This window comes from Capnocytophaga ochracea DSM 7271 (assembly GCF_000023285.1).
GTDB classification, from domain to species: domain Bacteria; phylum Bacteroidota; class Bacteroidia; order Flavobacteriales; family Flavobacteriaceae; genus Capnocytophaga; species Capnocytophaga ochracea.
This window is the reverse complement of record NC_013162.1, coordinates 2,271,191-2,286,437: the sequence shown is the minus strand read 5'-3', so window position 1 is coordinate 2,286,437 and position 15,247 is coordinate 2,271,191. Positions and strand designations below refer to the sequence as shown.

Here is a 15,247-nt window from a genome sequence, read left to right as displayed (position 1 = left end):
ATATAACCATTGACCATTAATCATTGACCGTCGTTCCTACGTTTTCGCCTGCTACTACTTTAGCGAGGTTGCCTTTTTTGTTCATATCGAATACGATGATAGGCAAATGGTTTTCTTGGCTAAGGGTAAAAGCCGTCATATCCATTACTTTAAGGTTTTTATCAATACACTCATTAAAAGAGATATGGTCGAACTTCACCGCATTAGGGTCTTTTTCAGGGTCGGCATTGTAGATACCATCTACACGAGTACCTTTAAGGATTACATCGGCATTGATTTCGATAGCGCGAAGTACCGCTGCCGAATCGGTCGTAAAGTAAGGATTACCCGTTCCCGCTCCAAAAATCACTACGCGTCCTTTTTCTAAGTGCCGTACTGCACGGCGTTTGATAAAAGGTTCAGCTATAGCTTCCATCTTGATAGCTGTTTGCAAACGGCTAAAAAGTCCTTCGTCTTCTAAGGCACTTTGTAGGGCGAGCGAGTTGATAACGGTAGCCAGCATACCCATATAGTCGCCTTGCACTCTATCCATACCATTGCTAGCACCAGCTACCCCGCGGAAGATATTCCCCCCGCCAATTACTATGGCCACTTGCACGCCTTGGTTCACTACTTCCTTAATTTCGGCAGCGTATTCTTTTAAACGCGCGGGGTCAATGCCGTACTGGCGACTTCCCATAAGGGCTTCCCCGCTGAGTTTTAGTAAAATTCGTTTGTATTTCATATATGAAAAATGTATTTTATCTAAAGAGTCTGTTTTATAACAAATCGTATATACGTACTTATTTTGGGGGCAAAGATAATGATTAATTAACAATTAACAACATACCATTGAGAATTAAATTCGCAAAATGCGTTCTTTTTTTCTTTCATTTCCACTTTATTCTCCTCTTATTCTTAATTTTTCTTCGTCTTTTCCCTATCTACCCGTGCGGCTCGTACTGTCATTTGTATAAACTTTGCCAAAGTTTTAAATCTTTGGAAAAGTTGAAATCCACTAATAACCTTCTTTTTATCTCTCTCTTATAGATTTACCTTATCTTTGATTTAGTATTGCTCTTTCTTCGTTCATTCTTCATCTGTTCGTGTGACTCACACCGTCTTTTGTTTTTCTTAAGCTTGCTTTAACTTCCCTCTATCTTCGAATAAGTCTTGTTTTTCAGACTGATAGCCTTTACCTATTTCTCTTTAAGGCTTGTCCCCCTTCGGGGGTTCGGGGGCTTTTCACTTTTCTTTTCCCTATCTACCCGTGTGGCTTGCACCGTCATTTGTATAAACTTTGCCAAAGTTTCAAATCTTTGGAAAAGTTGAAATCCACTAATAACCTTCTTTTTATCTCTACCTTAGCTTCAACTTTCCTTCTACTTAGGTTCGTTGTTCCTTCATTCATTGTTCGTCTTTTGTTCGTTGTAGAGCCACTGTAGAGCCACTGTAGAGCCACTGTAGAGCCACTGTAGAGCCACTGTAGAGCCACTGTAGACCCACTGTAGACCCACTGTAGACCCACTGTAGACCCACTATAGACCCACTATAGACCCACTGTAGACCCACTCTCCCTTCGCCTGTTGTTCGTTTATCCTATAAGTCTTCTTAATTTCACCATTAATCATTAATCATTAACCATTAACCATTAATCAATATTTGCTTATTTAATAATTACTTTGTACCTTTGCACTATCATTTAATAAAAATAAGAAATAAAGAAGTATAATGCAACAGTCTGTTTTCAGTACTGATATTACACATCAAGATGAGAATGTACTATTGAAAAACGTTACTAATGCTAAAGTTAGCTTTTTCGTGTAAGCAAATAACTAAAAATTAAATACATATGAAAAGAATTTATGTTTTATTATTCGTAATGCTCTTGTTAGCTTGCAAGAATGATGACCAAGCACAACCTCTCCCTGCTGTACCTCCTGCTCCTAACCCTCCTACCACCACTACTCCCACTACTGAGGAGCCCATCCCTCCTGTAAAGATTACAGTACCCGAGGAGTTAAAAACTTACTATAAAGGGTTTGATTTCACTAAAACGGGGACAGCTTTGTATGATGATTTGGCAGCTCTTACTATCGCTAAGCATAAAAATCAATTAGGTTATGGTGAGCGCCATAAATATCTTTATAAAGCCGATGCAAGCCTTAAAAATCCACAAAATGTTGTACTGGTTTATACAGGAGAAGAACGTTTCTGGAAAGAGTACAATAGTGGAAGTAACACTTATAAACCCCAAACATTCAATACAGAACACATCTATCCACAATCAAAGTATAAGGGAGATGCTAAAGGTGATTTACATCATCTAAAAGCTTGTGATAGTAAACTAAATGGTAGTAGAGGAAATATTCCTTTTACTGATGGTAAAGGGAAAGCTGGTCGTACAAAAGGCGCTTGGTATCCAGGAGACGAATGGAAAGGAGATGTTGCACGAATGATTATGTATATCAACTTACGATATCACGACAGAATAGACGATGTTATTGTATTAGGAGGACTTCAAGTTCTCCTAAAATGGAATGACGAAGATCCTGTTTCTGACCTTGAACGTCAGCGTAACAATGTGATTGAAAAGGCACAAGGTAACCGTAATCCGTTTATTGATTTTCCTCAATTGGTGCGTCCAGCATACAAAGGTTATAAGCAGTAGTATTTATGGAGAATGAACCTCTGTACATACTCAAAAAGTATTGGGGGTACGATGGTTTTCGCAACTCTCAAGAAGCTGTTATCAACTCGGTATTATCCGGAAAAGATACCTTAGCCTTATTGCCTACGGGTGGAGGAAAGTCTATTACTTTTCAAGTGCCTGCTATGATGAAAGAAGGCATCTGTATAGTTGTTTCTCCCTTAGTAGCCCTAATGACAGACCAAGTAGAGGCGCTTAAAAATAGAGAAATACGTGCACTATCGTTAGCGGGAGGTCTCCCCTACTCTGAGTTGGAACGCTTGCTAGACAATGCTCTCTATGGGCAATATAAATTCTTATACCTGTCCCCTGAACGTCTGCAACAGGAATTGGTGCGCTCTTATCTCAAAGCAATGTCTATTAACTTAATAGTGATAGACGAAGCACATTGTGTATCACATTGGGGTAAAGATTTTCGTCCTGCTTATTTACAGTGTAAATGGCTGAAAGAAGAATTTCCTAACGTCCCATTATTGGCACTCACAGCTTCGGCAACGCATCAAGTACAGCAAGATATCTTACATCATTTAGGTATAGAAAATGCTACTGTTATCACTACTTCTTTAGCACGCCCTAATATCGCTTACAAAGTGTATAAGGTTTCCGATAAATGGCACGAGTTACTACAACTGTTAAGAAAGACCGAAGGAAGTGCTATCGTATACTTGCGCAGCAGAAATGGTTGCATACAATTGGCTGAACTATTGCAGAATCACGGTATCTCAGCAGCCTATTTTCACGGAGGTCTTCCTGCCGAAGAAAAGAATAAAAAGCTCAGTATGTGGTTGCTGAACGATGTGCGTGTAATGGCAGCTACCAATGCTTTCGGAATGGGGATAGACAAACCTGATGTGCGTTTCGTAATTCATTGGGATATACCTCAAACCTTAGAGGACTATTTTCAAGAGGCTGGACGTGCAGGTCGCGATGGTAACCCAGCCGAAGCTATCCTATTCTATGGTAAAATCGACGTTGAAAATGCTAATAAACTGCTAAAAGACTACTTGGTAGACATTCCTTTTCTCAAGCTACTTTATGCGAAACTTAATGCTTATTTTCAAATAGCAATAGGTGAAGGACAAGAAGGGGTTTTTAGTTTCTTTTTCCCCGACTTCTGGAAGCGTTATCAGCTATCGCCCATAAAGTCCTATAATGGTTTGCAGGTGTTAGACCGAATGTCTATTATTTCACTCAGCCAGCAATTTTACAAGAAGGTTACTTTGCATATTACAGCTCCTGCCCCTCAACTTATTACTTATTTACAAACGCATCGTTATCTAAAAAATCTTGTTATCTATCTCATAAGGTCTTACCCTCTTATCTACAGTCAGCCTATAGCTTTGGAGATGGAAAAAATCACTGAACTCACAGAACTCGACTATCGTGATATCATCAAAAATTTAGAACATTTGCACAACGATGGAATGGCTATCTTAAAAAACGAAGCTTCTGATATTCAAATTGTCTTTAATGTGCCTCGTGATGATGATCGCACTATCAATAGTATTTCTAAAAACTTAAAAGAGTACAATCACACCAAGCTAAGCTTGCAAGAAGCAGTATTCCGCTATCTTCAAAATGAGGATACTTGTCGCAACATTCAGCTCTTAGAATACTTCGGTGAAAAATCCGAGAAGCCTTGTGGAGTATGTTCAAATTGTATTGCCAAACTACCTCCTTCAAAAGTTGATAAAAAAGAGGTTAAAAAAGCGGTTTGGAGTTTATTGAAGTCTAAACCTATAACCCCCAATGAGCTCTTTATCGCATTGCCGTTCCCTGAAAAAGATATCAATAAGGTTTTGGAAGAACTTTTGTATATGCAAAAAATAGCTTACAACAACTGTAATGAATTAGTTGTTAATTCCTAATTTATGCGTACCTTTGCACTTTGTAATCATAATCCCTATTTGTGAAAGAGTTATTACAATTATTCGCAGAAAATAGTACTTATAAAAGTTTATTAACTGAAATTAAAGCACATCATAATACCGTTGCCAATGGTTTGGCAGGGGCTTCTCTGTCCTTACTCATAGCTAATGTTTATACTAATACCAAGCGTCCGCTATTGATACTCTTGCCCGACAAAGAAGAAAGTGCCTATTTGTTAAACGACTTAGAGACCTTAGTAGGCGAACAAGTACTCTTCTTTCCTGATAGCTATCGCCGTCCGTATCAAATTGAAGATACCGATAATGCCAACGTGTTACTGCGTGCTGAAGTGCTCAATCGGCTGAGCAATAGTGGGCAACCTCTGATAGTAGTCTCCTACCCCGAAGCGCTCTTCGAGAAAGTTATCACTCGTAAGCAATTGGAGCAAAATACCTTAAAGATTAGCAAAGGAGACCAACTAACCATTGAACTCTTGAACGAAGTGCTTTTCTCCTATAATTTCAATCGCACTGATTTTGTAACCGAACCTGGCGAGTTTTCAGTACGCGGAGGGATTGTTGATGTTTTTTCTTTCTCAAATAACGAACCTTACCGCATTGAATTCTTTGGCAATGAAGTAGAAAGTATTCGCACCTTCGATGTCGAAACACAGCTCTCAACAACACAGCTTTCTAAGATTACTATTATCCCTAACGTCGAAAACAAAGAAGGTAATGAGGTACGTCAGTCATTTTTAGAGTATATCAGCGAACAGACCCTTTTAATATCTAAGGAAACATCTACTTTTGGAGCAAAAATCGACAAGCTCTTCACTAAAGCTACTGACATTTACGAAAAGCTTCCTAATGAAGTAAAACACAGTACACCCGATGTGCTATATTGTCAATCAGAAGATTTATTAAACCAAATGGGGAGATTTCAGCAAATAAATATAAATCTTCCCTCATCTTTCTCCAAAGGCGAAAAAGAGATTGTTTTCCGCACTACACCACAGCCCTCATTTAACAAGCAATTCGAGCTACTTATCAGTTATTTAAACGATAAACACACTGAGGGATACCAAAACTATATCCTCTGTGGCAGTGAGCAACAAGCCAAACGCTTCCACGACATCTTTGAGGAGATGGAACAAAAAGTGCATTACCAAACACTATTGTTTTCTCTACACGCAGGCTTTATAGATAATGAGCACAAGCTGAATGTCTTTACTGACCATCAAATATTTGAGCGTTACTACAAATTCCAGCTGAAGAACGGATATGCTAAAAAACAAGCTATCACGCTCAAAGAGTTAATGCAATTAGAAGTAGGCGACTATGTAACCCACATCGACCACGGTATTGGTAAGTTTGCTGGATTACAGAAGATAGAGGTTGAAGGCAAGCAACAAGAGGCTATCAAACTGATTTACGGCGACCGCGATGTCCTATTCGTAAGCATTCACGCCCTACATAAAATCACTAAATACAACGGTAAGGACGGCAAGCCACCCAAGATATACAAATTAGGTTCTGGAGCCTGGAAGGCGCTCAAGCAGAAGACAAAAACAAGAGTGAAGGAAATAGCCTTCAACTTGATTCAGTTGTATGCTAAACGTAAGGAATCTAAAGGGTATGCATACTCTCACGACAGCTATATGCAGAACGAACTGGAAGCCTCTTTCCTATATGAAGATACACCCGACCAAAGCAAAGCTACTGCCGAAGTAAAAGCAGATATGGAGAGTCCAAAACCTATGGACAGATTGGTGTGTGGTGATGTTGGGTTTGGAAAAACCGAAGTAGCTATTCGCGCTGCCTTCAAAGCGGTAGACAACGGCAAGCAGGTAGCGGTATTAGTACCTACTACGGTACTCGCTTTTCAGCACTTTCAAACCTTTAGCCAGCGTATGAAAGACTTCCCTGTGCGCATTGATTATCTTAACCGATTCCGCACAGCTAAAGAAAAAAAAATCATCTTAGAAGAACTGGCAAATGGTCAGTTAGATATCATCATCGGAACTCATCAGATAGTAGGCGAAAAAGTAGCTTATAAAGATTTAGGTCTACTGATAGTAGACGAAGAGCAAAAGTTTGGTGTAGGCGTAAAGGATAAGCTCAAAACTCTCAAAGAAAACCTCGATGTGCTCACCCTCACTGCTACACCTATCCCCCGAACCTTACAGTTCAGCTTAATGGCAGCTCGCGACCTATCAGTAATCAATACACCACCCCCTAACCGCTACCCTATCGATTCTCAGGTAGTTCCTTTCAGCGAAGAGATAATACGCGATGGCATTCGTTATGAAATTCAGCGAGGCGGACAAGTGTTCTTTATGCACAACCGTGTAGAGAATATTCAGGAAGTAGCAGGTATGATTCAACGCCTATTACCCGATGCCCGTGTAGCCATTGGTCACGGACAAATGGACGGAAAAAAATTAGAAGAAACAATGTTAGCCTTTATGGACGGTGCTTACGATGTATTAGTAGCTACTACTATCATTGAAAATGGTTTAGATGTACCCAATGCTAATACCATCTTTATCAATAATGCACATAATTTTGGCTTATCCGATTTACATCAAATGCGTGGACGTGTAGGTAGAAGTAATAAAAAAGCTTTTTGTTATTTCATCACCCCTCCGTTGGTAGCGATGAGTGATGGTGCTCGAAAGCGTATTGAAGCTATAGCTCAGTTCTCTGATTTGGGAAGCGGGTTAAATATTGCTATGAAGGATTTAGAAATTCGTGGAGCTGGAGACCTCTTAGGCGGGGAACAAAGTGGATTTATCAATGAGTTAGGCTTCGAAACTTATCAGAAAATATTGCAAGAAGCTATAGTAGAGCTCAAAGAAAATGAGTTCTCAGAACTATATCACACTGCCGAAGAAGATAAAACTTACCTCACCGATACTCAAATAGACACCGATTTTGAATTGCTCTTTCCGGATACCTATGTCAATAGAGTGGCAGAACGACTCAATCTTTATAATGAACTGAGTAATTTACCCAATGAGGAAGCTTTACAGCAGTACCAACGGAATCTTACCGACCGTTTTGGCAAACTTCCTCCCCAAGCTATCGACTTGCTCAACAGTGTGCGAGTGAAATGGTTGGCTACTCGTATGGGAATTGAAAAGCTCGTGATGAAAAACGGTAAGATGACAGGCTATTTTATCTCCGACCAAAACAGTCCATTTTACCAAAGTGAGCGTTTTCAAAAGGTGCTACTCTTTGTACAACGTTACCCTAACAGGTGTCGTATGCAAGAGAAAGAAACCCGTAACGGGTTGCGTTTGCTCCTTATTTTTGAAGGAATCAATACTGTGTATCAAGCCTTAAAAGTAATGCAGTTATTAGATGCATAGAAAGATTAGTATCGCCTAATTATTTAATCATAGGCTACTTATGGTAGCCTCTATAATAGTCACTAAATGAAAAAGAAAACAAATAATGTAACTCCCACTGATGTACTTGAAGTTCAAGGCGCACGGGTGCATAACCTCAAAAATATAGACCTTACCATACCTCGCGAAAAGCTTGTCGTCTTTACAGGGCTTTCTGGTAGTGGCAAGTCCTCTTTGGCATTCGATACTATTTATGCCGAAGGACAACGCCGTTATATCGAGACTTTCTCGGCTTATGCTCGCCAGTTTCTCGGGGGATTAGAGCGCCCTGATGTAGATAAAATCGACGGATTATCACCTGTGATTGCTATCGAACAGAAAACTACCTCCAAATCACCGCGTTCTACGGTGGGTACTATCACCGAAATCTACGACTTCTTGCGCCTGCTATTTGCCCGTGCTTCCGATGCTTATAGCTATGCAACAGGCGAAAAGATGGTGAGTTATACCGATAGCCAAATTCAGGAACTCATTACCAAAGAATACAAAGGCAAACGCATTAACCTATTAGCGCCCGTGGTTCAATCTAGAAAAGGACATTACCGCGAGCTTTTTGAGCAGATTGCTAAACAAGGCTTTGTAAAGGTGCGTACCGATGGCGAAATTCGTGATATCGAAAAAGGTATGAAGCTCGACCGTTACAAAACACACGATATTGAAATCGTGATTGACCGTATGCAAATAGACGATACTGATGACACCCAAAAACGCCTGCAAGAAAGTATCAAAATTGCAATGAACTACGGCAACGATGTGTTAATGGTTTTAGAACACGACCAAAAAAAGGCTCACTATTTCAGCAGACATTTGATGTGTCCTTCTTCGGGCATTTCATATCCTCTTCCTGAACCTAATACTTTCTCATTCAATTCTCCTAAAGGAATGTGCCCGCACTGCAATGGGTTGGGTGAAGTGCAAGAAATCAACCTCTCCAAAATTATCCCTGATCCTTCTATCTCTATCAAGAACGGTGGAATTACAGCGGTAGGAGAGCAAAAGAACACTTGGATATTCAAACAATTAGCGCTCATTGTACAAAAGTTCGGTCATAAACTCTCCGACCCAATAAATAGTCTTCCAAAAGAAGCAATGGATATCATTCTATATGGAGGTAAAGATAAATACGCTATCAAATCGGAAGTCTTGGGCATTACACGTAATTTTGAAATTGATTTCGAAGGTATCATCAACTTCATCAAAAGTCAGCACGAAAATGCCGATATGGCAGCTATCAAGCGCTGGGCTGAAGAGTTTATGGATACCATTCCTTGTGAAGATTGCCACGGCACTCGCTTACGTAAAGAAGCGCTTTACTTTAAAATAGCTGATAAAAATATAGCTGAACTCTCGGCTTTAGATATCACTGATTTATTGGCGTGGTTCAAATCACTACCCAAACATCTCTCTACCAAACAACACAAAATAGCAGAAGAAATCATCAAAGAAATCACCACCCGACTTCAATTCCTCATAGATGTAGGACTTACTTATTTAGCCCTTAACCGAAGTTCTAAATCATTATCGGGAGGAGAAGCACAGCGCATCAGACTGGCAACACAGATAGGATCACAACTCACAGGGGTACTCTATATACTTGATGAACCTAGCATTGGTTTGCATCAGCGAGATAACAAAAGGCTTATCAACTCACTAAAATCACTTAGAGATATTGGTAACTCAGTAATCGTGGTAGAACACGATGAAGAAATGATACAAGAAGCCGATTATGTAGTAGATATAGGACCTAAAGCGGGCGTAAATGGAGGAGATATTATCTTTCAAGGAACGCCTAAAGAGTTGCTAAAAGCAAATACCATCACCGCTGACTATATGAGTGGGAGAAAACAAATTGAAATACCTACTCAAAGGCGCAAAGGCAACGGCAAAGAAATTATCCTAAAAGGCTGTACAGGCAACAATCTGAAGAACGTAACCGTAAAATTCCCCTTAGGGGTAATGATAGGGGTAACAGGCGTATCGGGAAGTGGAAAATCAACGCTTATTAACGAGACACTGTATCCTATCTTAAACGCTCACTTCTTTAATGGCATAAAAAAACCGATGCCTTACAAAAGTATTGAAGGCTTAGAACATATTGATAAGGTAATCGATATCGACCAATCACCTATTGGGCGCACGCCACGTTCAAATCCTGCTACCTACACAGGTGTTTTCAGTGAGATACGTAACCTTTTCACCCAAGTACCTGAAGCACAAATACGTGGCTATAAACCAGGTAGATTTAGTTTCAATGTAAAAGAGGGAAGATGTGAAAGTTGTGAGGGATCAGGCTTAAAAGTGATTGAGATGAATTTCCTACCCGATGTATATGTGCCTTGCGAGACCTGCAAAGGAAAACGTTTCAACCGCGAAACGCTTGAGGTGCGCTACAAAGGAAAATCTATTGCCGATGTGCTAGATATGACCATAAGTGAGGCCGTAAAATTCTTTGAACCCATTCCTAAAATATATCGCAAACTAAAAACTATTGAAGAGGTAGGTTTAGGATATATTACCCTCGGACAGCAATCTACTACTTTATCGGGAGGGGAAGCCCAAAGGGTAAAATTGGCTACTGAGCTATCGAAAATTGATACAGGAAATACCTTTTACATATTAGATGAACCTACTACAGGGCTACATTTTGACGATGTGAAGGTACTCCTCGAAGTACTCGATCGTTTGGTAGATAAAGGTAATACTGTTTTAGTGATAGAGCACAACCTCGATGTCATCAAAAAAGTAGATTATATCATAGATATAGGGTATGATGGAGGGAAAGCAGGTGGCGAAGTAATAGCCTTTGGTACTCCAGAAGAGGTAGCTAAAAACAAGAAGAGTTTCACTGCCGAGTATCTAAGATAATTAAACCTTAAAATCAGTATGTAAAATTAGGGCTAAGCCTTTTGAAGGATTAAACTCTTTTCACAAGTAATCATCATAATATAATTCTTATTAAGACAACATCTTTTCTATACTAATAATTTAGCTTCCTTACCTTCTTTTAATCTTATCTCTAAAAATATAGAACTTATATTTTAAAATAATGTGTAAAAATTTTGTATAAGTGAATAAAAGTTGTACCTTTGCGGAGTATATTTATATGTAAACACTATGAAACAGAAAATACAACTTTTATTAATCTCGCTGTTCCTATTTGTAGGAGCTGTTCAAGCACAGATGAAAAACATTACTGGGGAAGTTCTCGATGAGAACAATCAACCTATGTCATCGGTTGCGGTAGTTGTTAAAAACACACGTTCAACGAAAGCTTCTAAAGACGTTTCAACTAATACAGATGGTAAGTTTGAGCTCAAAGCTAAAGTAGGTGATGTACTTGAGTTTAGTTTTTTAGGATATGAACCCCAGCAAAGAAAAGTAGAGGGTAAAAATAGGAATATTAACTTTAAGGTAGTCTTAAAGCCTCAAATAATAGAGCATATTGATCATATCCTAATAGGTAAGCCAAAATATTCTACTGCTCTAGGAATTTATCAAGAAGGGGAAGTTTTACCCTATCAACAACAAAAAGTTTCAGACAAGGACCTCACTCAAGTCAAGCAAGCAAATTTTGTAAATAGTCTTGATGGTAAGGTTGCAGGTTTGCACATCCAGCGGAGTGCTACGGGTATTGGTGGGGCTACAAAAGCTACTATGCGTGGAGCTCGTTCTCTCTTTGGTGATAATAATGTACTGTACGTGATAGATGGAATGCCCATCGCTAACCAAGCTGAAAGAGGTATTGGAGGTGATGGTAGAGATACCAGCGAAGGTATTTCTGACCTTAATCCTGAGGATATTGAAGAAGTAGTTGTATTACAAGGAGCGCAAGCAGCAGCACTCTATGGAGCTTCAGCTGCCAATGGTGTGGTACTCATTCGCACTAAAAAAGCTGAAAGTAACCAATTTAAAATTAACCTTTCTTCTTCAATAGAGTTTGTAAATAAACTCACAAAGCCTGAGTTTCAAGAAACATATGGCAATGAGTTAGGGCAATACACTTCACTGTCCACTCGTGCTTTGCCTAAGGGTACTTCTTTTAATATAAATGATTTTTATAAAACCGGACACGTGTACCAGAATGCAGTAAGCATTTCAGGAGGTATAGATTTTAAGGGAGGTAAGAATAAAACTTACGCTTCATTAGCTTCTTTACAATCAGGTGGTATAGTGCCTAACAGCGTATATAACCGCTATAATGCTTATTTGCACAATAGCACTTCTTTGCTAAATGATGCTTTACGGATAGACCTTTCGGGGAACTATATCCGTCAGTATGAACGCAATCAAGTAGCCTCTGGTATCGTTTTCAATCCTATAGTGGGCTTGTACTTATACCCAAGAGGAGAACAATTTGGTCAAGAACGTTATTTTGAACGTTATGATGCTATCGCAGGTTATGCTAAGCAATATTGGATTGCAGGTTCAGGTACGCCCGATACACCGGCTAACTTAGGTGAAAATATCCAAAATCCTTATTGGATAGCGTACAGAAATTTACGTCCTACTACTAAAGACCGATATATGTTTTCAGGCAAAGTAAGCTATAAAATTATAGGAGATTTAGACGTAGTAGCACGCTTCCGTATAGATAATACTACCTCTACAATGGACGATAAGCGTTATGCTTCTACGCTTCTCGCTTATGCAGGCGTTAATGGTTATTATGCTCATTGGAAAGAGACTTTCAAACAACAATATGCCGATGTGCTCTTACATTACAATAAAAATTTATCGAATGACTTCAGTTTAGATGTTCATTTAGGAGCTTCGTATGAAAGGCATAACACTCAAGTAGAAGGTTACAAAGGTAATCTGTATAACATAAATAATTTTACTCAAACCAATATCACAGCTCCTACAGCTATAACCCACCCATTGTGGGGAAAACGGAATAACACAGCCTTCTTTGCAATAGCTGAAATAGGTTGGCAATCTAAGATTTATCTCACTCTCACAGGTCGTACTGATAAACCGTCCGATTATCTCTTTACAAGTAAAAATAAGGTCTTCAGTCCATCAGTAGGTGTTTCGGCATTGTTACATCAATTTATAGGTATAGATAAAAGCATATTAAGTTTTGCAAAATTGCGTGGTGGTTACAGCCAAGTAGCAGCTCCTATGAGTTATGCGGGCTTAGGGGTAGCTGAAACGTCTCGCTCTTGGTTAGGTGATGCGTATAGTTTGCCTAACTACTCTACTGATTTACAGTTAGAACGTACTACTTCTTATGAAGTAGGCTTGGATACCCAATGGTTTAACAATCTTTCTTTTAACGCTACTTTCTATCATACTCGTACTAATAATCAATTAGTACCTATTGTATGGCAACAAGCAGGTGAAGTGCAAAATCAAGGAGCAGAAGTTGCTTTAAGGTATACTTATCCTAATACTTCTAAAGGGGTAAATTGGGAAACTCAGCTTGTTGCTTCTACTAATAAGAACAAGATTGTGAGTTTACCTCACGAGATAGCCAATGGTATGTATACCTTACATGAAGGTGGTGAAATAGGCGATATATTTGATGCGAATGGCAACAAATTAGGCTCTACCAATCCTGATTGGCTACTAGGCTGGCAAGGAAAGATGAGTTATAAGAATTTCGATTTGAATTTCTTGTTTAAAGCGCGTTTGGGAGGAATAGTTCTTTCAGAAACAGAACGTTATTTCGATCGCTATGGAGTGTCTAAAGCCTCTGCCGATAACCGAGCTAACTATGCTACTTTCATAGCTAATAGAACAGCTTCTGATTATCAATATTCGGCTACCAATATTCGTCTACAAGAAGTTGCCCTTACTTATCATTTTAGAGAAGGATTCATTGTAAAAGGCTTAAAAGACCTCAGTGTGTCATTAGTAGGTCATAACCTGCTAATGCTCTATAACAAAGCATCTTTTGACCCCGAAATAGTGCCTTCTGTAGGTACTTATGGCAGTGGATACGACAAATTTATGTTGCCTTCCATAAGAAGCTATGGACTTAATGTGAAAATGCAATTCTAAAATTCTACAAAGATGAAAAAGATATTTTTAATACTTGGCTTACTAAGTGTAATAGCTTGTCAAGACGAAACTACTGACAAAACGCCTCAAGCTCCCAATGTATATCAGGGAGTATTTCTCGATGGCAATAACGTCGTTGAAGTGTACGTACAAGAATACCAAGATAACAAGATTCAAAACTTAAAGGTGAAACTGATAAGAGCTGCTGGTAAGATAGTATCAGCTCAGCTTATCACAGGTGATGCTCAAACCTTAACCGACTATAATGCACAATATGGTACGGATTACAAACTCTTACCTACTGATAAATATAGTATTGATGAAAATGCTATCTTCAATACTTATGAAACAGAAACTCCTATTGATATTACCATTAGTGAACTAACGTTTCCTAACAACGAAGTGTATGCGCTACCCATACAAATAAGAGGTAGAAATAATATTGAAGCTATTGCAGGACAAGACCGTTTGCTTTTAGTAGTCCATAAAGAAACAAGAACAAAGGTATTGAGTATGGCAACTACAAAAGCTACTACGGGAGAAGCTCTATCTAATAACGAGCTCTCTCAATGGACTTTTGAAGCTACAATTAATTGCTCAAATCTCATAGGAAGCAACCCAATAGTAGGAGTAACATCTAATACTCATCAAGTTGAAATAGGCTTTACAAACAATCAATTAGACGTAAAAGCTTCGGGTATTTCAAAATTAATACCTGCTGAGGTATTTAAGGCACAAACTAATAAATGGTATCCTATTGCAGTAACCTGTGATGGCAATACCCTGCGTGTATATGTAGAAGGAAAAGAGGTAGGTTCTAAAACAGCAAATACTAATAGTAGAATTTATGTAAAAGATTTATGGTTTGCAGGAGCTAATGAGCTTCTGAGAGAGGTGCGTTTGTGGAAACGAGCCCTAACCCAAAAAGAAATACAATTACAGTTGTGGAGTACTCTTAAACCTACAAATGATTTACTGCTTTATTATCCTCTCAATGGTAAGAAATATAATAAAACTTCTAATACCATTACAGATGATGAAACAAAACTATGGGATTGGTCTACTACAGGCACCTCAATGGAACTTCCCTCAGGAGCAACTTTTAATAACGGTACAGGTTATGGTATTGTTTTTCCTCCTAGATGAACGGATATAAAGAAGATTTTACTATTTTTAAGTATTTGATAATTATTAGATTGATAAAAAATGTACAAAAAAGTTTCTAAAATATTTGTACAGAATAAAAAGTTGTTATACATTTGCAACCGCAAAAGCAA

The 15,247-nt window shown here is 38.8% G+C and carries 7 protein-coding genes; 6 read left to right on the top strand and 1 reads right to left on the bottom strand.

Going from position 1 to position 15,247, the window contains the following annotated elements; translation table 11 throughout:
- Positions 1-16: 16 nt before the first annotated feature.
- On the bottom strand, positions 17-724 hold the full coding sequence (gene pyrH / locus COCH_RS09595) for a UMP kinase (protein ID WP_002671891.1): 708 nt from the start codon (positions 722-724) through the stop codon (positions 17-19).
- A gap of 1,107 nt (positions 725-1,831) precedes the next feature.
- Between pyrH and COCH_RS09590 the strand changes: the two genes are divergently transcribed.
- The 6 genes from COCH_RS09590 (at position 1,832) to COCH_RS09565 (ending at position 15,116) form a co-directional block, all read left to right on the top strand.
- The gene (locus COCH_RS09590) at positions 1,832-2,650 is read left to right on the top strand and encodes an endonuclease I family protein (RefSeq protein WP_015782917.1); all 819 of its coding nucleotides are present in this window, start codon (positions 1,832-1,834) and stop codon (positions 2,648-2,650) included.
- A gap of 5 nt (positions 2,651-2,655) precedes the next feature.
- Positions 2,656-4,557 carry a RecQ family ATP-dependent DNA helicase gene (locus COCH_RS09585; RefSeq protein WP_015782916.1) on the top strand — a complete coding sequence of 634 codons (1,902 nt, stop codon included), beginning with the start codon at positions 2,656-2,658 and terminating at the stop codon, positions 4,555-4,557.
- A 41-nt stretch (positions 4,558-4,598) separates the two neighbouring features.
- Positions 4,599-7,928 (top strand): transcription-repair coupling factor, encoded by a 3,330-nt coding sequence (gene mfd, locus COCH_RS09580; RefSeq protein WP_015782915.1) that lies wholly within the window; start codon positions 4,599-4,601, stop codon positions 7,926-7,928.
- 66 nt (positions 7,929-7,994) lie between these two features.
- Positions 7,995-10,832 (top strand): excinuclease ABC subunit UvrA, encoded by a 2,838-nt coding sequence (gene uvrA, locus COCH_RS09575; RefSeq protein WP_015782914.1) that lies wholly within the window; start codon positions 7,995-7,997, stop codon positions 10,830-10,832.
- Between the two features lie 249 nt (positions 10,833-11,081).
- On the top strand, positions 11,082-13,970 hold the full coding sequence (locus COCH_RS09570; protein WP_015782913.1) for a SusC/RagA family TonB-linked outer membrane protein: 2,889 nt from the start codon (positions 11,082-11,084) through the stop codon (positions 13,968-13,970).
- A gap of 12 nt (positions 13,971-13,982) precedes the next feature.
- Positions 13,983-15,116, top strand: coding sequence for a DUF1735 and LamG domain-containing protein (locus COCH_RS09565; RefSeq protein WP_015782912.1), 1,134 nt, complete (start codon positions 13,983-13,985; stop codon positions 15,114-15,116).
- Positions 15,117-15,247 lie beyond the last annotated feature (131 nt).

Excerpts from the sequence above, each read along its gene's own strand:
- COCH_RS09590 (WP_015782917.1), top strand. The coding sequence starts at position 1,832 with ATGAAAAGAATTTATGTTTTATTATTCGTAATGCTCTTGTTAGCTTGC.
- COCH_RS09565 (WP_015782912.1), top strand. The coding sequence starts at position 13,983 with ATGAAAAAGATATTTTTAATACTTGGCTTACTAAGTGTAATAGCTTGT.
- COCH_RS09570 (WP_015782913.1), top strand. The coding sequence starts at position 11,082 with ATGAAACAGAAAATACAACTTTTATTAATCTCGCTGTTCCTATTTGTA.
- COCH_RS09585 (WP_015782916.1), top strand. The coding sequence starts at position 2,656 with ATGGAGAATGAACCTCTGTACATACTCAAAAAGTATTGGGGGTACGAT.
- pyrH (WP_002671891.1), bottom strand. The coding sequence starts at position 724 with ATGAAATACAAACGAATTTTACTAAAACTCAGCGGGGAAGCCCTTATG.
- uvrA (WP_015782914.1), top strand. The coding sequence starts at position 7,995 with ATGAAAAAGAAAACAAATAATGTAACTCCCACTGATGTACTTGAAGTT.